This is a genomic window from Paramagnetospirillum magneticum AMB-1 (assembly GCF_000009985.1).
Lineage (GTDB): Bacteria > Pseudomonadota > Alphaproteobacteria > Rhodospirillales > Magnetospirillaceae > Phaeospirillum > Phaeospirillum magneticum.
This window is the reverse complement of the sequence record NC_007626.1, coordinates 4,568,423-4,588,107: the sequence shown is the minus strand read 5'-3', so window position 1 is coordinate 4,588,107 and position 19,685 is coordinate 4,568,423. Positions and strand designations below refer to the sequence as shown.

The following is a 19,685-nucleotide window of genomic DNA, read 5'->3' as shown; positions in this document are numbered from 1 at the left end:
GGTCATGGAAGCCCACGAGACGCACGAGACCATCCACGAGGTCGCCCACCACGACCACCACGAGGAACATGCCCACAAGGAAGGCAAGGCCAGCCGCAACAAGAAGATCGCGGTGCTGATCAGCGTTCTCGCCGCCTTGCTGGCCATCATCGAGGCCGGCGGCAAGAGCGCCCAGAACACCTCGCTGTCGGCCAATATCCACGCCAACGACCTGTGGGCCTTCTATCAGGCCAAGCATATCCGCTCGACCACGCTGCGCACCGCCGCCGACGCCCTGGAGCTTTCGGCCCCGCCGTCGGACGGCGTCGCCAAGAAGGCGGCCGAATGGCGCGCCACCGCCAGCCGCTACGATTCCGAGCCCGAGACCGGCGAGGGCCGCAAGGAACTGGCCGCTAAGGCCAAGAGCGAGGAAGCCCGCCGCGACAAGGCCCTGTCGGCCTATCACATGTTCGAATACGGCGCCGCCGCCCTGCAGATCGCCATCGTGCTGGCCTCGGCCTCGGTGGTCACCGGCATGCTGGCCCTGTCCTTCGTGGCGGGCGGACTGGGCGCGCTGGGCATCGCCTTCGGCCTGCTGGGCTGGCTGGCGCCGACGCTTATCCATCTGTAAGGGGCGTCAGCCCCAGACGGGGCCGGGCGACAGCCCGGTCAGGAAGGCCGTGGCGGCGGCGACCGCCGCCACCACCAGCCATTCCATCACGCCCCCGGTGGAGCACAGCCCCACGCCGAAGCGCTGCTTCCAGGGCCACAGCAGCGGCACGCCCGCCGGCGTCAGGGCATCGGCCGCCAGATGGGAGAGATAGCCCAGGGCCAGCGGCTCGGCCAGGCGGACCAGTCCCCGGCCCGGCTCCACCAGCATCAGCACCGCCAGACCGCCCATGACCGCCAGCAGGGAGTGGGTCAGGCCGCGATGGCCCAGCACCATGGAGATCGGCTTGGAGATGGGCCACAGGCGGCGGCCGAGCCAGGATGACGGATGGTCTATGTCGGGCAGCAGGGCGCCCAGGGCCGCCGCCGCCGCGCCCTCCGGCCCCAGGGGAACGGCCAGCCCCGCCCGCTGTGCCAGGGTCCAGGCGGACACCCCCAGCACCACGTGAGATACGACCATCATCCGGCTTTCCCCCTTTGCCCGCCTCGGGTAGAGTCCGGGACGGGAGTTCGGGTATCGACCGGGAGGGGTCTGATGTCAATCGCCTGGAACGAGGCGCTGGCGATCGGCGATCCGATCATCGATGCCGACCATCGGCGGATGATCGAGCTGATTGCCCGGCTTGAGGTGGCCGCGGGTCTGGAAATCGACTGTGCCGGGATCGGCCGGACGCTTCGCGACCTGACCGATCTGTGCCGCGAACACTTCGCCCGCGAGGAAGCCCTGCAGCATGCCGTCGGCTTTCCCGAAACCGAATCCCACCGCACCGCCCACGAAATGCTGATGAAGCGCCTGGACGCCGTGCTGGCCCATTTCACCGATGGCTGCGACGAGGTCCGCAGCGGCATCGTTCGCACCCTGGGCGATTCCCTGGCCACCTGGCTGGTCAGCCACATCGTCAACAGCGACATGGAGTTCAAGCCCTACGTGGCGGGTGCTTACGGCTCCTAAACCGTCTCCTTGCCGTCAAAGGCGCAAAGCTCCCGCACCACGCAGGCGGCACAGTCCGGCTTTCGGGCCTTGCAGGTATAGCGGCCGTGCAGGATCAGCCAGTGGTGGGCGTGCTGCAGCCATTTGGCCGGGGTGGCCTTCATCAGGCCCTGTTCCACCGCCTCCACCGTCTTGCCCGGCGCCAGTCCGGTGCGGTTGGCGACGCGGAAGCAATGGGTGTCCACGGCGATGGTGGGCTCGCCGAAAGCGATGTTCAGCACCACGTTGGCGGTCTTGCGCCCGACCCCCGGCAGGGCCTCCAGCGCCGCGCGGTCGTGGGGTACCTGCCCGCCGTGAAGGCTGAGCAGGCGGCGCGACAGCTCGATGACGTTCTTCGCCTTGGTCTTGTACAGGCCGATGGTGCGGATGGATTGGACCAGCCCCTCCTCGCCCAGCTCGACCATGGCCTGGGGCGTGTTGACCCGGGCGAACAGCGGCCGCGTCGCCTTGTTGACCCCGGCATCGGTGGCCTGGGCCGAAAGGACCACCGCCACCAGCAGGGTGTAGGGATCGGCGTATTCCAGGTCGCTCTTGGGCTCGGGATTGCGCTCGGCCAGCAGGGCGTAGAAGCGGTCGGCCTGCTTGGGGGTCATCGGTTGAGAACCCCCAGCGCCTCCGCATGAAGACGCCGGTCGCCCGCCGCGCAGACCTTGCCGTCGGAATGGATGGTCAGTGGCTTACCTGACCAGTCAGTCATAATTCCTCCCGCTCCCTCGACCACCGGCACCAGGGCGGCGAAGTCGTAGGGCTTGAGGCCCGCCTCCACCACCAGATCGCAGAACCCCGAGGACAGCAGGGCATAGGCGTAGCAGTCGCAGCCGTAGCGGGGACGCTTGCACCCGGCGGCGATGCGGTCCCAGGCGGGACGGGTCGCTTCACAGAACAATTCCGGCGCCGTGGTGAAGGCGTAGGCATGGGCCAGATCGGGACAGGCCCGCACCCTGGCCGGCTGGCCATTCAAGGTGGTGGGGCGGCCCAGGGCGCCCAGCCAGCGCTCGTTGGTGAAGGCCTGGTCGATCAGGCCCAGGATGGGCGTGCCGTTGCGGGCCAGGCTGATCAGGGTGCCGAAGCTGGGCTTGCCGGTGATGAAGGCCGCCGTGCCGTCGATGGGGTCCAGCACCCAGACGTATTCGGCGTCGCAATTCTCGCGCCCATGTTCCTCGCCCAGGATGCCGTGGGAGGGCGCCTCGGCGGCCAGGATGGCGCGCATGGCCGCTTCCACCTCGCGGTCGGCGATGGTCACCGGGCTGGAATCGGCCTTGTCGTCCACCGCCACCGGGGTGCGGAAGTATTTCCGGACGACCGGGCGGGCGGCATCGGCCAGTTTCTCGGCCAGGGCGATGAATTCGGAGGGACAGGCGGTCATGTTTGTCGTTTCCGTGCCGTTGCGACGCGCCCGAGTGTGGCGCGAAATGGCGGATGTGGATAGGGTGCGTATTAACTAGCTGATACACACACGGATCACCCATGGCCGAACTCACCCCCATCATCGTCATTCCCGCCCGCATGCAGGCCACCCGGCTGCCGGGCAAGCCCCTGGCCGACATCCATGGCGAGCCGATGATCATCCATGTCTGGCGCCGCTCGGTGCAGGCCGGGCTTGGCCCCGTGGTGGTGGCCTGCTCGGAGGCCGAGGTGTTCGATGCGGTGCACGCCCATGGCGGCCAGGCTGTGATGACCGACCCCGACCATCCGTCCGGCTCGGACCGGGTGTGGGAGGCGGTGCGCAAGCTCGACCCCGAGGGCCGGTTCGATGCCATCGTCAACGTGCAGGGCGACCTTCCCACCCTGGACCCCCAGATCATCCGCGCCGTCTTCGCGCCTCTGGCCGAGCCGGGGGTCGACGTCGCCACCCTGGTGACCGAGATCACCAACGAGGAGGAGCGCACCAACCCCAACGTGGTCAAGGCGGTGGTGGGGCTGCGTCCCGGCCAGCGCGTGGGCCGGGCGCTCTATTTCAGCCGCGCCACCGTGCCGGCCAATGCGGGGCCGCACTATCATCACATCGGGCTCTACGCCTATCGCCGGGACTCGCTCGAGCGCTTCGTCAGCCTGCCCCAGGGCGTGCTGGAAAGCCGCGAGAAGCTGGAGCAGTTGCGGGCGCTGGAGAATGGCATGCGCATCGATTGCGCCTTGGTTGACACGGTTCCGCTGGGTGTCGATACTCCCGCCGACCTCGAACGGGCGCGTGCCCTGCTGAAAGCCTGAGTCCCGCATGAACGACCAGCCCAATCCCGATCAGGCTATCGCCTTCCAGGGCGAGCCCGGCGCCTATTCCCATCTGGCTTGCCGCAATGCCTATCCCGGCATGCAGCCGCTGCCCTGCGCCACCTTCGAGGACACCTTCGCCGCCGTGCGCGAGGGCCGCGCCCGCTATGCCATGATCCCCATCGACAATTCGGTGGCGGGCCGGGTCGCCGACGTGCATCACCTGATGCCCTATGCCGGGCTGCACATCATCGCCGAGCATTTCGAGCGCATCAGCCACCACCTGCTGGTGGTTCCCGGCGCGACGCTCGACACCATCAAGACGGTGAAAAGCCACGTCCACGCCCTGGGCCAGTGCCGCAACCTGATCCGCGAACTGGGCCTCAAGGTCATCGTCGGCACCGACACTGCCGGCGCGGCGGCCGAGCTGGCCGAGCGCCAGGACCCCACCATGGCGGCCATCGCCTCGGAACTGGCGGCCGAGGCCTATGGCCTGGTGTCGCTGAAGGCGGGGATCGAGGACGCCGAGCACAACACCACCCGCTTCGTGGTCCTGGCCCGCGAGGCGCTGGAGCCCAATCCCAACCAGCCCTGCGTCACCACCTTCGTGTTCCGGGTGCGCAACGTGGCCGCCGCGCTGTACAAGGCGCTGGGCGGTTTCGCCACCAACGGCATCAACATGACCCGGCTGGAAAGCTACATGGTGGGCGGCGAATTCGCCGCCACCCAGTTCTACGCCGACGTGGAAGGCCACCCCACCCAGCGCAATCTGCGTCTGGCCCTGGAGGAACTGGACTTCTTCAGCCACGAGGTCCGCATCCTGGGCGTCTATCCCCGCCATCCCTTCCGCATGAAGCAGCAGAGCGGCGCAGAGTAGGTCACAGCCCTTCCAGGATCACCACGGTGCGCCGCGCCGAGCGGTGGCTGAGGCCGACGATGGCTTGGTATTCGGGGGAGTCCAGGCAGGCCCTGGCGGTCTCCAGGTCGGGAAAGCGGATCAGCACCATGCGGGTGGGCGACCACAGGTCGGTCTCGCGCTGGATCAGGGTTCCGCCCCGCGCCAGATATTCGCCGCCCCACCGCTCGATCAGCGGCCGGGCCTTGTGCTTGTACTCCTCGTACAGCTCGGGATCGTCCAATTGGGTATCGACGATCAGATAGGCGGACATGGCGGCTTCTCCCCTGAAAGCGACAAAGGGCGGCTCTCCTCATTTGGAGAGCCGCCCCGCTTCGATTCAAGGGAATTCAGTACACGTCGTGCAGAGTGTTGGTGACGTTGAACTTGCCGGTGGGCGTGATCAGACGCGGGTCCTTGATCACTGACTTCAGCTTGCGGGTCTTGTCGTCCACCACCACGATGGCCGAGACCTTGTCCTTGGCGTTCCACACCGAGATCCACACCTCGTCGCCGGCCTTGTTGTATTCCGGCTGAACGACGCGCGGCGCGCCGTCGGAAATGCCGGCCCACTTGGCGATGGGCAGCACCTCGGCGGGCTTGTCCAGGTTGTTGATGTCGAACACGGCGATGGAGGCCGCCACGTCGGCGTCGGGGTTAAGCGTGGTGTCGACCCACAGGTTCTTGGACTTGGGGTGGGTCTTCAGGAACAACGAACCGCCGCCCTGGCCGGTCAGCGAGGCCACCTTGGTCCAGGCCTGCTTGGGATGGCCCTTGGGATCGGTGCCGATCAGCGCCACGCTGTCGTCGCCCAGGTGTCCGGTGGCCCAGACGGGGCCGAACTTGGGATGGACGAAGTTGGTGCCGCGGCCCGGATGGGGAGTGGCGCCCACCTCGACCATGCCCACCAGCTTGTCTTCCTTGGTATCGACCACGGCGATCTTGTTGCGGGCGTTGGCGGCCACCAGGAAGTAGCGCTTGGAGGCGTCGAAGCCGCCGTCATGCAAGAACCGCTCGGCCTCGATGGAGGTGACCTTCAGGTTCTTGATGTCGGAGTAGTCCACCAGCAGGATCAGGCCGGTTTCCTTGACGTTGACCACGAATTCCGGCTTGAAGTGCGAGGCGACGATGGACGCGACGCGGGGCTCGGGGTGGTATTCCTGCTTGTCGGAGGTCATGCCGCGGGTCGAGACGATCTTCTTCGGCTCCAGCGTATTGCCGTCCATGATGACGAACTGGGGCGGCCAATAGGCGCCGGCGATGGCGTACTTGTCCTCGAAGCCCTTGAACTTGGAGGTCTCCACCGAGCGGGCCTCCATGCCGATCTTCACCTCGGCCACCGTCTCGGGCTTTTCCATCCACAGGTCGATCAGGTTGATCTTGGCGTCGCGGCCGATGACGTAGAGATAGCGGCCCGAGGCGGAAATGCGCGAGATGTGGACGGCGTAGCCGGTCTTGATGATGCTGACGATATTCTTGGACGCGCCGTCGATCAGGGCGATCTCGCCCGAATCGCGCAGCGTCACCGAGAACAGGTTGGACAGGTCCAGGGTGTTCATCTTCCTGGCCGGACGCTTGTCCGCCGGAATCTGAACCTTCCAGGTGGCCTTGATCTCGTCCATGCCGAATTCCGGCGGCTGCGGCGGCTCGTTCAGCAGGTATTTGGCCATCAGGTCCACCTCGGCCTCGGACAACTGGCCCGAAGAGCCCCAGTTGGGCATGCCCGCCGCCGAGCCGTAGGTGATGAAGGCCTTCAGCGCGTCGAAACCGCGCTCGCGGGTGATGTCGGTGGTCAGGGGCTTGCCGGTGGCGCCCTTGCGCAGCACGCCGTGACAGCCGGCGCAGCGCTCGAAATAGATCTGCTTTGCCCTGGTGAATTCGGCCGCGCTCAACTGCGGTCCGGGCTGGGCGCCCGGCTGGCTCATGGGGGCGGCGCGGAGCTGGTCGCCGCTGGTTTCATAATGCTCGCCGGCGCCATGGGCGGGTTTCTCTTCCGCCATGGCCGTCCCGGCCCAGGCGACCGCCAGTGCCGCCATCATCCAAGTCGCTGCCTTCATCGGTTTCCCCTGGGCAAGTCAAAATCACCGGCAATTCCGGCGGGGGAGACCGTAATCTCTGTGTGGGATTGAATCAAGTAAACGATAATAATTTGACATTCATCAAATGACAAATGTCAATAATCGTTAAGCGCAACGACAATGAAGGTCGTAAATCTTACTGGTTCTATATTGATTTTAGTCACGATGCGCCGACCGTGAAAACGGCATCGCCCAGGCCGTGACGGGCCTGGGCGATGCTGTGCGTCGTGCCGCTTGACGCTTATCAATTCCTTCCGAACGGGCCGCCGGTTCTACCCGGCCCTTATCCCCTCGATGAAGGCTTCCACCTCGCCCATCAGGTCGTCGGTGCGTCGGGCGACGCCGTTCGACTGGCCCAGCACCAGGGAGGCGGCATCGCCTGCCTGGGCGGCGGCGGCGGCCACGCGGCCGACGCTGCCCACCACCTCCTCGGTGCCGCCCACCGCGGCGCTGACGCTGTCGGAGATGCGCCGGGTGGTGCTTTGCTGCTCGGCGACGGCCTGGGTGATGGAGCCCACGGCGGCGCTGATGTCGCCGATGATCCGCACGATATCGCCGATGGCCGCCACCGCCTCGCCGGTCGCCGACTGGACCTGGGCGATCTGGGTGGAGATCTCGTCGGTGGCGCCGGCGGTCTGGTTGGCCAGATTCTTGACCTCGCTGGCCACCACGGCGAAGCCCTTGCCGGCCTCCCCGGCACGAGCGGCTTCGATGGTGGCGTTCAGGGCCAGAAGATTGGTCTGCTTGGCGATGGAGGTAATGAGGTCCACCACCTGGCCGATGCGCTCGGCGGCTGTGGCCAGTCCGGCCACGTTGGCCGAAGCGCGCTCGGCCTTGCCCACCGCTTCGGCGGTGGTGGACGAAGAGGCGGCCACCTGGCGCTCGATGGCGGCGATGGAGTGGGACAGTTCGTCGGCCGCCTCGGCCACATTGCGCACATTGGCCGAAGCGGTATCGGCGGCGCTCTCCGCCGAACTGGCCTGGCCGGAGGCGTCGGCGGCCACGCCGGACATGGATTGGGCGGCATGGCTCATCTCGGCGGCGGCCTCGGACAGGCGCCCCATGACGGCGGTGACCTTCTCCTCGAATTCAGCGGCCAGGGCCAGGCGGGATTCGCGGCGTTCCACCGAGGCGCGGCGGTCAGCCTCGCGGCGGTCCTCGGCCAGCCGCCCCATCTGCCGGCCATTCTCGGCGAAGACGTTCAGGGTGCGGGCCATGGCGCCGATCTCGTCCTTGCGTTCGCCGCCGGGCACCGCCACCTCGTAATCGCCGGTGGCCATGCTCGCCATGCAGGTGCGCAGGGCTTCGAGCGGCCGGGTCAGCGAGCGGGTGACCAGCAGGGCCAGCCCCAGGCCGGCGACCGCGAAGGCAAGGAAGGACACCAGCAGGGAGAGCCCGGCACTCACTTGCTCGCTTTCCGCCTTCTCGCGGAAGCGCGCGGCATCCTCGGCCGCCAGGGAGATGGCCGAGGCCATCAGGGTCTGGATCTCCTCCGCCTGCTTGGCGGCGGCGCCCTTGGTCAAGTCGGCGGCCTCGACGCTGCGGCCCTGCTTCATCATCTCGACGATCTCGGCGCGAATGGGCTTCCACGCCGCCAGAGCCTTGCCCAGCTGGTCGAAGACCGCCCGGTCGGCCAAAAAGCGCTCGCGCGCCGTGTCGAGTTTCTTCACGACCCGGCTTTCCGCCGCATCGATGGCCGCTTCGGCCTTGGCGATATCGCTGTCCTCGAAGGCCAGCGCCAGATCCTTCATGGCCCGGTGCATGGCGATGATGCCGCCATCGGCCTCGGACAGGGCCGTCGAGACCGTGAAGGGGTGGCGGTACAGCAACTCGGTATGGGCCGAAATGGAACGCAATTGCAGGCTGGAGAACAGCCCCAGCGCCCCGGTGATGATGATCATCAGCCCGAATCCGGCGAACAGACGCACGCCGATTCTCACATCTGCCAGACGCATGACTCCTCCCTCGCCACGCCGGTGGTCCGGCGGGGCCATGAAGCCTGATTCCCGTTTGTTCTCTTCGGTCCGTCCGGTTGATCCGGGCGACATCGTTGCATATGTTGTTACATATAACTGTTGTTTGTAACAACAATATTGTGACGCGCTATCCGTTGGAGGATGGATCGCATCACGAAGGAAATAGGGGGTTCTACCGTTTGCCGTAGGCGCGGATCAGCGTCTGCACCGCATGGGCCACCGTGTCTCCGATGGAACGGCCAGAGGGCAGGCCAAGCAGGGCACGGTGGTATGTTTCAGCCCGCAGCATGCCGATGAACTGGTCGGCAATGACCAGGGGGTCGACCTCGGCCACCAGTTCGCCCCGTTCCTGCAACCTGACCACCGAGGCCGAAATGGCCGTCTTGCCTCTTGTGGGGCCGGTGTCATAGAACGCCTGGGCCAGTTCCGGGGTGCGGGCGGATTCCGCGACCACAACCCGGTAAAGAGCCAGTGCGTCGGGGGTCATCAGCAGGGTGAGCAGGCGCTCGGCATAGGTGGTGAAGGTCCGCACCGCGTCGAAGCTCTCGTCCGGCGAGGCGAAGACGAAGGATGCTTCGCACCGGCGGTGCATGATGGCGGCGAACAGCTGATCCTTGCCCTCGAAATGGGCGTAGATGGTGGCCTTGGACACGCCCGCCCCGGCCGCTACAGCGTCCATGCTGGTGGCGGCATAGCCTTCCACCAGGAACAGGCGCTGGGCCGCGTCGAGGATGGCCTCGCGCTTGGCCGAGGGTTTGGACCGGGTCCGGGTTTGGGTCATGGCACCTCCAGCCGCAAAACTAAACCAACCAGTTCAGTTTTGGGAAGGGGAAAGTGTGGTTATTCCACCAGTCCGGCCAGGGCGTCGTCCAGGCGGGCGGAGGGAATCTCGGTCAGCAGGGGGCCGTCGGTCCACACCAGCACGCAACGCACCCGATGGCTGGGATAGATGCAGGCCAGGGCCAGGCGGTAGGCGGCCATCTGGCGGACGTAAAGCTCGGGCACCTCGTCGGGCGTGGCGGGGGGGCGGCGATTGGTCTTGTAATCGGCGATCACCACCTCGGTGTCGCTGACCGCCAGCCGGTCGACGCGGCCCGAGACCACCCGGTCGCCGATGCGTCCGACCAGCGGCACCTCGGCCCTGGAGCCGGGAGCGAACAGCCCGGCCAGCCCGGGATGGTCGAGGATGTCGGAGACCTCGTTGGCGATGGCCAGTTGCTCGGGCGTTTCCAGGCCCCAGGCCGGGCGGGCGAGAAAGCGCAACATGGCGCGCGAGCGGTCGGGGGGCGGCAGGTCGGGCACGGTCTGCAACAGGCGGTGTATCAGCTTGCCCCGCTGCCAGCGCGGCTTGCCGTCCATCTCGGCCAGAGGCGAGCGTACGGTCGGCTCCTCGCCCTCGGGCCGCGACGGGGCCAGCGGCCGGGGGGGGATGGGCTCCGGTTCGGCGGAGAGCAGCGCCCAGTCGGGCAGCGGCGAGGATTGCCCCGCTCCCGGCCCGGCGCCCTTTTCCTTTTCCGGCGGCGCGGTCTGGGCATTGGCCAGGACCAGCACCGGGCCTTCGGCGGTCTCGGCCGCCTTGGCCAGGAAGGGATCGTCGAAGGCGGCGGCGGTGGGGGCCAGGGCGCACTGGACCAGGGCGTGCCAGCAGGTCTCGGGCGCCGCCTTCAGGCCGCGCCAGCCGCAGACCACCAGCCGGTCCTCGGCCCTGGTCATGGCCACGTAGAGCAGGCGGCGGTATTCCCGCTCCCGCGATTGCTTGCGTGCGTCGGCGCCCTGGCGGCACACGGAATCCATGTCCTCGGCCCGGGGCGGCCAGGCGGGGAGTTCGCCCTCGCCCTCGCCCAGCCACAGCAGGCGGGGCGAGCGGGTGGGCACCTGCATGGTGTCGGGCAGGAAGACGATGGGCGCCTGCAGGCCCTTGGAGCCATGCACGGTCATGATGCGCACCGCGTCGCGGCCCGCCTGCTCCAGGTCGCGCTTGATCTCCAGGGCGCCCGCCTCCAGCCAGTGGAGGAAGCCCTGAAGCGAGGGCGGGTGGGCGCGCTCGAAGGCCAGGGTCAGGGACATGAACTCGTCGATGGAATCCTCGGCCTCCAGCCCCAGCCGGGCCAGCAGGCGCCGGCGCCCGCCCAGCGGCCCCAGCACCCGGGCATAGAGGGTATGGGGCGAGACGCGGTCGGCCTGGGCCAGCAGCTCCGAGAGCCGGCGGAAGGCCGCCTCGAACACGCCGCCCTCGTCGGCGACGCCCTGGCGCAGGGCCTCCCACAGCCCCACATCCTTGCCGCGATGATGGGCCAGGGTGAAAAGCTGGTCTTCGCCGAGCCCCACCAGCGGCCCCTTCAGCACGGTGGCGAGCGTCAGGTCGTCCTCGGGCAGCAACAGGAAATTGCCCAGCGCCATCAGGTCCATGACTGCCATCTGCTCGGTCAGCACCATGCGGTCGGCGCCGGCCACCTCCACCTTGCGGCTTTTCAGTTCGCGCACCAGATCCTCGACGAAGCCGCCCCGGCGGCGCACCAGCACCAGCACGTCGCCGGCCCGCACCGGACGGCCCTTGGACTCCAGGACCTCGCCGTCGATCATGGCGCGGATGCGCGCCGCCATCAGCCGGGCCAGCCGGGTGCGCGGCGAATCGCCTCTGATGCGTTCCACCGGCGGCTTCCAGGCGGGAAGCTCGTCGGCGGGGCGGGGCTCGACGACGGGCCAGACCTCCACCCGTCCGGCCTGGCCGCCGCGGTGGGGCAGGTGGGTGATGTCCTCGTCCCCGGCCACTCCGTCGCGGCCCGGCCGTCCCGGCGCGAAGACGGCGTTGACCGCCTCCAGCACGGCGGGAGCCGAGCGGAACGACAGGTTGAGGTCGACCACCTCCCACTTGCCGCCGGCGGCGGGCACATGGGTGGCGAAGGCCTCGCGCATGCGCTCGAATTCGCGCGGGTCGGCCCGCTGGAACGAGTAGATGGATTGCTTGGCATCGCCCACCGCGAAGACGGTGCGCAACGTTTCGCGGGCGCCGCGCCCGGCGAAGAATTCCTCGGTCAGCTTCTCCACCACCGCCCACTGGTCGGGATTGGTGTCCTGCGCCTCGTCGATCAGCACGTGGTCGATGCCGCCGTCCAGCTTGTACAGCACCCAGGGCGCCACACCCGGCCGGGCCAGCAGGTCGCGGGCGCCCAGGATCAGGTCGTCGTAATCCATCAGGGCGCGATGGGTCTTGGCGCGGCGATACGAGGCGAGCAGGGCGCCGCCCAGAGTCAGCAGCGCCCCCGTGGCCTCGGCGATGCGGGCGGCCCGCAGCCTCTCGGTCAGGCGATACAGGCGCTCGGCCTCGGCCAGCAGGCAATCCTCGACGCCGGGAAAGCCCTCGCGCACCGCCTTGGTGGCCAGGGTCTTGCGGATGCCTCCCTCGGCGGTCAGGAACTGGGCGCACCAGCCGGCAAAGCCATTTTCCCGCCCCGCCGGATCGGCCAGCCAGCGGGCCATGGCCTCGCCCCGCTTGCGGTCGGAGTCCGAGCCGGTCAGCAACGCCGCCACGGCTTCCCGCAGGCCTTCGCCCTGGAAATGGGCCTCATCGGTGGCCCAGGCCAGCAGCGAGTCCGGGGTGTCGCCCGCCTCCAGCCCCAGCCGGGTCCGCAGCGCCGCCAGGGCGCCCTCGACTCCGCCATGGCGCTCGAACAGACGCTCCAGCCGCCCGCGCTCGGCGGTCAGTTCGCCCATCAGTTCGGGAAAGGCGGTTTCATGCACGCGGGAGGTCACCAGGGCCAGGGCGCCCCCCAGGGCGCCGTCGCCCATGCGGGCCTGGGAAAGAATTTCCAGCTTGGCGGCCTCCAGCAGCTCGCCGGCGTCGCGGTCGTCCATCACCTGGAAATGGGGCGCGATGCCTGCCTCCAGGGGAAAGCGGCGCAACAGCGACTGGCAGAAAGCGTGGATGGTCTCCATGTGCATGCCGCCCGGCGCGTCCAGCAGGGCGGCGAACAGGCGGCGCGCCCCCGTCATCTCGCCCGGGGACGGCGCCCGGCCCAGCAATCTCCCCAGGTCGTCGGCCAGGTCGCTGTCATGGGCCGTGGCCCACTGGCCCAGCCGCCCGGCGATGCGGTTGGACATCTCGGCGGCGGCGGCCTTGGTGAAGGTCAGGCAGAGAATCTTGTGAGGCGGGGTGCCGGCCAGCAGCAGGGTCAGCACCCGGTCGGTCAGTACCTTGGTCTTGCCGGTGCCGGCGCTGGCCGCCACCCAGACGCTGGCGGTGGGGTCGGCGGCCCGGCGCTGCCGCTGGTCGGCGTCGAAAGAAAGGACGGAGCCGTCCGTCATAGGGTGCCGTCCAGGGCCTCGATCACCTGGGCCAGGGTGATGCCGTCGGCCCGGGCGGCAAAGCCCAGCGCCATGCGATGGCGCAGCACCGGCGCGGCCAGGGCGCGGATGTCGTCCACCGATGGCGACAGGCGGCCCTGGAGCAGGGCGCGGGCCCGGACGGCCAGCATCAGCGCCTGGGCGGCGCGGGGGCCCGGCCCCCAGGCCACCGCCCGGCGGACCAGATCCAGCGACGTGCTTTCCGGGCGGCCCTGGCGCACCAGGTTGAGGATGGCATCCACCACCGCATCGCCCACCGGGATGCGCCGGACCAGGGCCTGGGCCGCCAGCAGGTCGTCGGCGCCCATGACCCGTTCCGCCTCGGCCGAGACGGCGCCGGTGGTGTCGATCAGCATGCGGCGCTCGGCGTCACGGTCGGGATAGCCCACGTCGATCTGCATGAGGAAACGGTCGAGCTGCGCTTCGGGCAGGGGGTAGGTGCCCTCCTGCTCCAGCGGGTTCTGGGTGGCCAGGACGTGGAACGGCCGGGGCAGGTCCTGGCGGGCGCCCGCCACGCTGACGTGGTGCTCCTGCATGGCCTGCAGCAGGGCCGATTGGGTGCGCGGCCCGGCGCGGTTGATCTCGTCGGCCATCAGCAGCTGGCAGAATACCGGCCCCTGGATGAAGCGGAAGGCGCGCGCACCGCCGGCGCCCTCTTCCAGCACCTCGGAGCCCAGGATATCGGCGGGCATCAAATCGGGGGTGAACTGCACCCGCTTGTCGTCCAGGCCCAGCACGATGCCCAGGGTGTGGACCAGCCGGGTCTTGGCCAGGCCGGGCAGCCCGATCAACAGGGCGTGACCCCCCGCCAGCAGCGTGATAAGACTCTGATCGATGACTTCGTCCTGGCCGAAGATCACGCGGCCGATGGCGGCGCGGGCCTCGGACAGGCGGGATTCGAGGGCGGCGATCTCGTCTTGCGGGGCGGCGGAACTGGTGTGCGGTGTCATGGAATTGGCGCCTCGCAGGAGAAGAATGCTCAGGAGCGGCCGATTGAACCAGCCTTTGACCGAATCCCCCCCGGATGTGGATTACCCGGGCGAACTGCCCGAGTATTGCGGTGATCTCGGTATCCGCATCGACCGGCAGGGACGTTGGTTCTACCATGGCTCGCCGATCAACCGCAAAGAGATGGTCTGCCTGTTCGCCTCGGTGCTGTACCGGTCCAAGGACGGCGGCTATCTGCTGATCACACCGGGCGAAATGGGCCGCATCGAGGTGGAGGATGTTCCCTTCCTGGCGGTCGAGATGTTCACCTGCGGTGGCGGCCGCGACATGGTGGTCAGCTTTCGCACCAATATGGACGAGATGGTCACCGTCGACGCCGACCATCCGTTGAGAATTGCCGAAGGGGAGGGCTCGGGGGAGCCGTCGCCCTACGTCACCGTGCGGAACGGGATCGAGGCGCGCCTCACCCGCTCCGTCTATTACGAACTGGTCGCTCAAGGGTGGGAGGAGGACCGGGAGGGAGAAGCGGTTTACGGCCTATGGAGCAGCGGGAGCTTTTTTCCATTGGGGAGGCTGGACCTTCCCGACTGACGCGCGAGGTGATCGCGCGACGGCTGACCGACGGGTTCGACCCGGGCGGGCGCTCGGACTCGGCCCTGGAGGCCATGGTCCAGGGCGGCGCCGTGCGCCCCGGCACCGCCACCACCGATGACAGCCTGACGCCGGCCGCCGTCCTGGTGCCGCTGGTGGAGCGCGCCGAGGGCCTGACCGTGATGCTGACCAAGCGCACCGCCCATCTCGCCCACCATCCCGGCCAGATCAGCTTTCCCGGCGGGCGGCTCGAACCCGAGGACCAGGGCGACTTCGCCACCTGCGCCTTGCGCGAAACCGAGGAGGAGACCGGCCTGTCCCGCCATCTGGTCCGCCTGCTGGGCCGTCTGGACGACTACGCCACCGGGACCGGCTTCATCATTACGCCGCTGGTCGGCGTCATCGATCCGCCCTTCACGCTGGCCCCCGATTCCTTCGAGGTGGCCGAGGTGTTCGAGGTGCCGCTGGCCTTCGTGCTGGACCAGGCCAACCACCAGCTTCAAAGCCGCGAAGTCAGGGGCTTCCAGCGGCCGTTCTGGGCGCTGACCTGGGAAGACCGGCTGATCTGGGGCGCCACCGCCGGAATCCTGGTCAACCTGTCGGAAGTGCTGGTTCCTCGCGAAACCGGCAGGACCTCGGAATGACCATGACCGTCATCCCGAGCGTAGGCGAGGGATCTCCGCTTGGCGCGCCGTTCCCGCGACGGAACCGCCGGTTCAGAATGAGATTCCTCCTCCCGATGGTCGTCGGAATGACATCGGTGGTCCGGCATGAGTAACACCCGCCTTCACCTCAATCCCGGTGATCCCATCGGCCTACTGGGGCCGCAGGACTGGATGGACGCCGCCGAGACCCGCGCCGTGGTGGCGGCGCTGCAGGCCGAGGGGGCCCGGGTGCGCTTCGTCGGCGGCTGCGTGCGCGACGCCCTGCTGAAGCGTCCCATCAAGGATGTGGACATCGCCACCCCCGACCCGCCCGAGCGGGTGCTGGCCCTGCTGGACGATGCGGGGATTCATGCCATTCCCACCGGCATCGACCACGGCACGGTGACGGCGGTGATCGGCAAGGCCCATTACGAGATCACCACGCTCAGGGTCGACGTGGAGAGCTTCGGCCGCCACGCCCGCATCGAATACACCGACGACTGGCGGGCCGATGCGTCGCGGCGCGACTTCACCATGAACGCCCTGTCGGCCGATCCCGAAGGCAACGTCTACGACCCCTTTGACGGCATCGCCGATATGGCGGCGGGCCGGGTGCGCTTCGTGGGCGAGCCGGAAAAGCGCATCGAGGAGGATGCGCTGCGCCTGCTGCGCTTCTTCCGCTTCCATGCCCATTACGGCCGCGGCATCGCCATGGAGACCCGGGCGCTCAACGCCTGCCGCCGCATGGCCGACCGGCTGAAGGGCCTGTCGGGCGAGCGGGTGGCGGGGGAGCTGGTCCGCCTGCTGCTGGCCGACGACCCCACGCCGTCCCTGCTGGTCATGCACAGCCACGGCATCCTGGCGCACATCCTGCCGGAGGCGAAGGAGTTCGGGCGGCTGCGGACCCTGGCCTGGCTGGAGCGTCGCGGACTGGCCCGGCCCGAGATCCGTCCCGATTCCATGCGCCGCCTGGCCGCCCTGCTGGCCACCGACCGGGCCGGAGCCCTGGACCTGGGCGAGCGTCTCAAGCTGTCGGGGGTGCAGGCCAAGCGGGTGGCCGCCATGGCGGCGCCGCGGGTCCACGTGGGTTTCGCCATGGACGGTCCCGCCACCCGGCGGGCCTTGCGCAAGGTGGGCGGCGACGAGTTCCGTGATCTGGTGATGGTGGCCTGGGCTGCGCGGCGCTCGACCGAGGCGCGCCCCGATGCCGCCGAGTCCCGGTGCTGGACGGCCTTGCTCGATGCCGCCCGCGACTGGCAGCCGGTGGAGTTGCCGGTCAAGGGGCGTGATCTGCTGGAATTGGGGGTTCCGCACGGACCGCGGATCGGCAGCCTTCTGGCCGCGGTGGAGGCGTGGTGGGAAGACCTGGATTACCGTCCTGACCGTTCCCAATGCCTGGACAGGCTGCGAGGCCTGATGGCGGCGGGGCTATAGACCGAAGGCGCCGGCGAATTCCATGTCGTTCTCAAGCCGCTCGAGCCCGGTGAGCACGCCGCGACCGCTTTTGCGGGCTTGGTGCAGGATCTGCTCCAGGGCCAGCTCGCTACACTTCACGCATTGATTGCACCCTCGCCCCGAGGCGCAGTTGAGCACGTGGTGCAACTCATCGACATCCAGGGGCGAGCAACGCTTTTCCCAGCCACAGGGGCCTTCATTAGGGCCGTTTTTTACCATAAGGACAACCTTCTCGGACAATAAAGGGGGAACCGCCAATGGCGCGCTCCCCCCTCTTTACCCGCACAGATTATTCCATGAAAAACTTATGGGCACCTGGGCATGCGTATATGAGAAGTTAAAAAAACAACGGCCATTTACAAGTGGTTCTTCGCCTGAAGGGTTAGTGTCTGAACCTTAGCCGACGGGGCGCGACCGTCATCGCGCCCCATCGGGCCTCTCACTTCAGGCGGCCATCTTCCTGTCCCGCAGGAACAGGGCGAGGGCCATGTCTTCGTTGCGGATATGGTCGGGGAACCAGTCCGAGACGTAGTCGAACAATTGGGACACGGCCTCGGGGTGGTTGGTCTCGATGCCGGTTCTCAGGGCGCGAATTCGCTCCTGGAAGGCCTTGTGGCTGCGGCGATGGGCTTCGCCGTCGCCATAGCCGCACTTCGCCATCAGGGCTTCTTCCTCGCCGAAATGCCCCTGGATGGACCGGTCGATCTCGGACAGCAGGGCGATGGCCGCCTTGCCGCCGTCCTCGGACATCATCTGGCGATAGAACTCATTGATGTGCTCGAATTTTTCCTGGTGATAGCGGTCGATGGAGGTCACGCCGGCCTCCAGGTCGCGATCCCAATGCAGCAGGACCATATCCTTCTTCTCGGAGCGGACCTGGATCAGGAACTGCCCGACTTCATGACGCAGGAACTCGGCCTGCCGGGACAGCTCGCCCGAGGATTCCCGAATCTGCTCGGCGGCCTGGCCGGTTTCCTTGGCGGCCTGCTCGACCGAAACGATGTTTCGGGTCACCTCCTGGGTGCCCTCGGCGGCCTGTTCCACATTGCGGGCGATCTCGCCCGTGGCGGCGGTCTGCTGCTCCACCGCCGCGGCGACGGCGGAACTGATCTCGCCCATTTCGGCGATTACCTTGGAGATGCTTTCGATGGCGTGCACGGCGACGCGGGTGCTGTCCTGCACCGCCTGGATCTGACCGGCGATTTCGCTGGTGGCCTTGGCCGTCTGGTTGGCCAGATCCTTGACCTCGCCGGCCACCACGGCAAAGCCCTTGCCCGCCTCGCCGGCCCGGGCCGCCTCGATGGTGGCGTTCAAGGCCAGCAGGTTGGTCTGCGACGCGATGTCGTTGATCAGTTTGACGATCTCGCCGATCTTGCCGACATTCGCCGACAGGGCCTGGACCTGCATGGTGGTGGTGTGGGCCTCATCGCCGGCATGGTGCGACACGGCCTGCGACCGTTCGACCTGATGGGCGATCTCCTTGATGGAGGAAGCCAGTTCCTCGGTGGCCGAGGCCACGGTCTGGACATTGGTCGACGCCTGCTGGGCCGCCGACGCCACGGTGGTGGCCTGGCTGCTGGTCTCGGTGGCGGTGCCCGCCATCTGGCCCGAAGCCGCTTCCAGCTCGGTGGCGGCGGAAGTGACGGTCTCGATCACCTTGCCGACGCTGCCCTCGAAGGTATCGGCCAGCTTGCGCATGGCGGCCAGCCGGTCGGCCTCGGCGCGGCGCTTCTGCTCTTCCTGGGCGGCTTCCAGTTGCCGGACGCGGATCAGCTGATCCTTGAAATGCCCCACCGACTTGGCCATGCCGCCAAGCTCGTCGCCGCGATCGGTGAAGGGCACTGTGACCGACAGATTGTCGCCCGCCAGTTCGCCCATCACCCCGGTCATGGCGGTGATGGGGCCGTAGATGGAGCGGGCGATCAGCGTGCCGATCACCACCATGATGGCGAAGCCGGACGCCATGACGGAGAGCATCATCCGGCCGGCGGTCTCGTCGGCCTGGTGGGCGCGTTCCTTGGCGACCTTCATGGCCGTCAGGGCCTCGTCGTCCAGGGCATCGATGAGCGGCTGGACGCTGGCATAGCTCGAGGCCAGAACCGTGCCGTCGCCGACCATGGCCAGGGAGGCCTCGGCGGCGGCGGTGAAATCACGCCGGTAGTCGGCCAGAAGGTTCAGGATCGCCGGGCGATCCCGGGCGGGAACGGCCGACACCGACAGCGCCTTTTCGAAATCCACATAGTTCTGCGCCATCTCGTCCAGATATTTGGGGTCGAGGCGGGCGAAGAAGTCCTTCTCGTCGCGCCGGATGGTCAGCATGGCGACCGCAAGCGGCGGGTCATCATGGGATTTGAGCGCACTTTCGATCTCGTGGACCGATTTGCGCAAAGCCCCCGTCAGGCCGTCGTTCACGGTCAGGCCGACCAGGATGTGCCGTTCGGTCAGGACGCGGAAGGCGTCGACATAGGTGGTCAGGCCCTTGCGGACGGCGTCGATCTGAGGATGCCGGACATCGTCGGTGACCATGGCCGAAGTCATGCCGTCCAGGGCGGCCCGGGCGGCGCGGATCGATTCGGCATGCTGGGCAATGTACTTGGCTTCGCCGCGCAGCAGGAAGTCCTTCTCATGCCGGCGGGCATTGAGCAGCGCACGATCCACCGCGCCGGCCTGATCGCCGATGATCGTCTCCCGTGCGGCAATGGCGTTGGCGCGATCGGCGATGGATTGCTCCATCAGGTCCACGGCCAACAGGGTCGACAGAACCAGCCCGGCCAAGGCGACCAGAGAGCCGATCTGAATCTTGAGCGAGAATCGGGAGAGTGGGTTTCGCATGGTACGCCTCCTTCAAAAGGAGTCGCTGCTCGGAAAACGGCCGGAATGGTCATGACGTACGGATAAGACAAGGGG

Annotated in this window: 18 protein-coding genes; 7 read left to right on the top strand and 11 right to left on the bottom strand. The window is 67.8% G+C overall.

Annotation, left to right across the window (positions count from 1 at the left end; genetic code table 11):
- Window positions 1-4 precede the first annotated feature (4 nt).
- Window positions 5-610 carry a DUF4337 domain-containing protein gene (locus tag AMB_RS21120; RefSeq protein ID WP_011386522.1) on the top strand — a complete coding sequence of 202 codons (606 nt, stop codon included), beginning with the start codon at window positions 5-7 and terminating at the stop codon, window positions 608-610.
- Window positions 611-616: 6 nt separating this feature from the next.
- On the opposite strand, the gene AMB_RS21115 is transcribed toward AMB_RS21120, so the two are convergent.
- Window positions 617-1,111, bottom strand: a complete 495-nt coding sequence (locus AMB_RS21115) for a metal-dependent hydrolase (RefSeq protein ID WP_011386521.1) — start codon at window positions 1,109-1,111, stop codon at window positions 617-619.
- A 72-nt stretch (window positions 1,112-1,183) separates the two neighbouring features.
- Between AMB_RS21115 and AMB_RS21110 the strand changes: the two genes are divergently transcribed.
- Entirely contained in the window at window positions 1,184-1,600 is a 417-nt protein-coding gene (locus AMB_RS21110; protein WP_011386520.1) for a bacteriohemerythrin, read from the top strand.
- On the opposite strand, the gene nth is transcribed toward AMB_RS21110, so the two are convergent.
- Together nth and hisN are read right to left on the bottom strand one after the other, a co-directional pair.
- A complete protein-coding gene (nth, locus tag AMB_RS21105; protein WP_011386519.1) occupies window positions 1,597-2,232 on the bottom strand; it encodes an endonuclease III in 636 nt (211 codons plus the stop codon). The genes AMB_RS21110 and nth overlap by 4 nt on opposite strands.
- Window positions 2,229-3,005: a histidinol-phosphatase gene (hisN, locus tag AMB_RS21100; protein ID WP_011386518.1), complete on the bottom strand. Its 777-nt coding sequence runs from the start codon at window positions 3,003-3,005 to the stop codon at window positions 2,229-2,231. The genes nth and hisN overlap by 4 nt, the downstream gene beginning before the upstream one ends.
- Before the next feature lie 101 nt (window positions 3,006-3,106).
- Here hisN and AMB_RS21095 point away from each other — a divergent pair, with 101 nt between their 5' ends.
- Together AMB_RS21095 and AMB_RS21090 are read left to right on the top strand one after the other, a co-directional pair.
- Complete coding sequence (locus AMB_RS21095; protein ID WP_011386517.1) at window positions 3,107-3,847, top strand: 3-deoxy-manno-octulosonate cytidylyltransferase; 741 nt, start codon at window positions 3,107-3,109, stop codon at window positions 3,845-3,847.
- Between the two features lie 7 nt (window positions 3,848-3,854).
- Entirely contained in the window at window positions 3,855-4,724 is an 870-nt protein-coding gene (locus AMB_RS21090) for a prephenate dehydratase (RefSeq protein WP_011386516.1), read from the top strand.
- Window position 4,725: 1 nt separating this feature from the next.
- On the opposite strand, the gene AMB_RS21085 is transcribed toward AMB_RS21090, so the two are convergent.
- The 6 genes from AMB_RS21085 to AMB_RS21060 all read right to left on the bottom strand — a co-directional run bounded on the left by AMB_RS21085 (window position 4,726) and on the right by AMB_RS21060 (window position 14,090).
- Window positions 4,726-5,016, bottom strand: a complete 291-nt coding sequence (locus AMB_RS21085) for a DUF1330 domain-containing protein (RefSeq protein WP_011386515.1) — start codon at window positions 5,014-5,016, stop codon at window positions 4,726-4,728.
- Window positions 5,017-5,092: 76 nt separating this feature from the next.
- Window positions 5,093-6,799: a nitrite reductase gene (locus AMB_RS21080; protein WP_011386514.1), complete on the bottom strand. Its 1,707-nt coding sequence runs from the start codon at window positions 6,797-6,799 to the stop codon at window positions 5,093-5,095.
- Window positions 6,800-7,092: 293 nt separating this feature from the next.
- Window positions 7,093-8,775, bottom strand: coding sequence for a methyl-accepting chemotaxis protein (locus AMB_RS21075; protein ID WP_043745502.1), 1,683 nt, complete (start codon window positions 8,773-8,775; stop codon window positions 7,093-7,095).
- 193 nt (window positions 8,776-8,968) lie between these two features.
- Complete coding sequence (locus AMB_RS21070; protein WP_011386512.1) at window positions 8,969-9,577, bottom strand: TetR/AcrR family transcriptional regulator; 609 nt, start codon at window positions 9,575-9,577, stop codon at window positions 8,969-8,971.
- A gap of 59 nt (window positions 9,578-9,636) precedes the next feature.
- Window positions 9,637-13,101 carry a double-strand break repair helicase AddA gene (gene addA, locus AMB_RS21065; RefSeq protein WP_011386511.1) on the bottom strand — a complete coding sequence of 1,155 codons (3,465 nt, stop codon included), beginning with the start codon at window positions 13,099-13,101 and terminating at the stop codon, window positions 9,637-9,639.
- A complete protein-coding gene (locus AMB_RS21060; RefSeq protein WP_011386510.1) occupies window positions 13,098-14,090 on the bottom strand; it encodes an AAA family ATPase in 993 nt (330 codons plus the stop codon). Before AMB_RS21060 ends, addA begins: the two co-directional genes overlap by 4 nt.
- Window positions 14,091-14,115: 25 nt before the next feature.
- Between AMB_RS21060 and AMB_RS21055 the strand changes: the two genes are divergently transcribed.
- The 3 genes from AMB_RS21055 to AMB_RS21045 all read left to right on the top strand — a co-directional run bounded on the left by AMB_RS21055 (window position 14,116) and on the right by AMB_RS21045 (window position 16,757).
- A complete protein-coding gene (locus AMB_RS21055) occupies window positions 14,116-14,679 on the top strand; it encodes a DUF1285 domain-containing protein (RefSeq protein ID WP_011386509.1) in 564 nt (187 codons plus the stop codon).
- Window positions 14,628-15,323, top strand: a complete 696-nt coding sequence (locus tag AMB_RS21050; protein ID WP_043745500.1) for an NUDIX hydrolase — start codon at window positions 14,628-14,630, stop codon at window positions 15,321-15,323. The genes AMB_RS21055 and AMB_RS21050 overlap by 52 nt, the downstream gene beginning before the upstream one ends.
- Before the next feature lie 126 nt (window positions 15,324-15,449).
- The gene (locus tag AMB_RS21045; protein WP_011386507.1) at window positions 15,450-16,757 is read left to right on the top strand and encodes a CCA tRNA nucleotidyltransferase; all 1,308 of its coding nucleotides are present in this window, start codon (window positions 15,450-15,452) and stop codon (window positions 16,755-16,757) included.
- Here the strand turns inward: AMB_RS21045 and AMB_RS26870 are convergent.
- Both AMB_RS26870 and AMB_RS21035 read right to left on the bottom strand, forming a co-directional pair.
- A complete protein-coding gene (locus AMB_RS26870; RefSeq protein ID WP_269446046.1) occupies window positions 16,752-16,877 on the bottom strand; it encodes a hypothetical protein in 126 nt (41 codons plus the stop codon). The two genes, AMB_RS21045 and AMB_RS26870, sit on opposite strands and share 6 nt — an antisense overlap.
- A 345-nt stretch (window positions 16,878-17,222) precedes the next feature.
- Window positions 17,223-19,610: a bacteriohemerythrin gene (locus AMB_RS21035; protein ID WP_011386505.1), complete on the bottom strand. Its 2,388-nt coding sequence runs from the start codon at window positions 19,608-19,610 to the stop codon at window positions 17,223-17,225.
- Window positions 19,611-19,685: the final 75 nt, after the last annotated feature.

Coding starts and splice junctions, on each gene's coding strand:
- addA (WP_011386511.1), bottom strand. CDS start 13,101: ATGACGGACGGCTCCGTCCTTTCTTTCGACGCCGACCAGCGGCAGCGC.
- AMB_RS21120 (WP_011386522.1), top strand. CDS start 5: ATGGAAGCCCACGAGACGCACGAGACCATCCACGAGGTCGCCCACCAC.
- AMB_RS21050 (WP_043745500.1), top strand. CDS start 14,628: ATGGAGCAGCGGGAGCTTTTTTCCATTGGGGAGGCTGGACCTTCCCGA.
- AMB_RS21095 (WP_011386517.1), top strand. CDS start 3,107: ATGGCCGAACTCACCCCCATCATCGTCATTCCCGCCCGCATGCAGGCC.
- hisN (WP_011386518.1), bottom strand. CDS start 3,005: ATGACCGCCTGTCCCTCCGAATTCATCGCCCTGGCCGAGAAACTGGCC.
- AMB_RS21115 (WP_011386521.1), bottom strand. CDS start 1,111: ATGATGGTCGTATCTCACGTGGTGCTGGGGGTGTCCGCCTGGACCCTG.
- nth (WP_011386519.1), bottom strand. CDS start 2,232: ATGACCCCCAAGCAGGCCGACCGCTTCTACGCCCTGCTGGCCGAGCGC.
- AMB_RS21060 (WP_011386510.1), bottom strand. CDS start 14,090: ATGACACCGCACACCAGTTCCGCCGCCCCGCAAGACGAGATCGCCGCC.
- AMB_RS21080 (WP_011386514.1), bottom strand. CDS start 6,799: ATGAAGGCAGCGACTTGGATGATGGCGGCACTGGCGGTCGCCTGGGCC.
- AMB_RS21085 (WP_011386515.1), bottom strand. CDS start 5,016: ATGTCCGCCTATCTGATCGTCGATACCCAATTGGACGATCCCGAGCTG.
- AMB_RS21070 (WP_011386512.1), bottom strand. CDS start 9,577: ATGACCCAAACCCGGACCCGGTCCAAACCCTCGGCCAAGCGCGAGGCC.
- AMB_RS21075 (WP_043745502.1), bottom strand. CDS start 8,775: ATGCGTCTGGCAGATGTGAGAATCGGCGTGCGTCTGTTCGCCGGATTC.
- AMB_RS21055 (WP_011386509.1), top strand. CDS start 14,116: ATGCTCAGGAGCGGCCGATTGAACCAGCCTTTGACCGAATCCCCCCCG.
- AMB_RS21090 (WP_011386516.1), top strand. CDS start 3,855: ATGAACGACCAGCCCAATCCCGATCAGGCTATCGCCTTCCAGGGCGAG.
- AMB_RS21110 (WP_011386520.1), top strand. CDS start 1,184: ATGTCAATCGCCTGGAACGAGGCGCTGGCGATCGGCGATCCGATCATC.
- AMB_RS21035 (WP_011386505.1), bottom strand. CDS start 19,610: ATGCGAAACCCACTCTCCCGATTCTCGCTCAAGATTCAGATCGGCTCT.
- AMB_RS21045 (WP_011386507.1), top strand. CDS start 15,450: ATGAGTAACACCCGCCTTCACCTCAATCCCGGTGATCCCATCGGCCTA.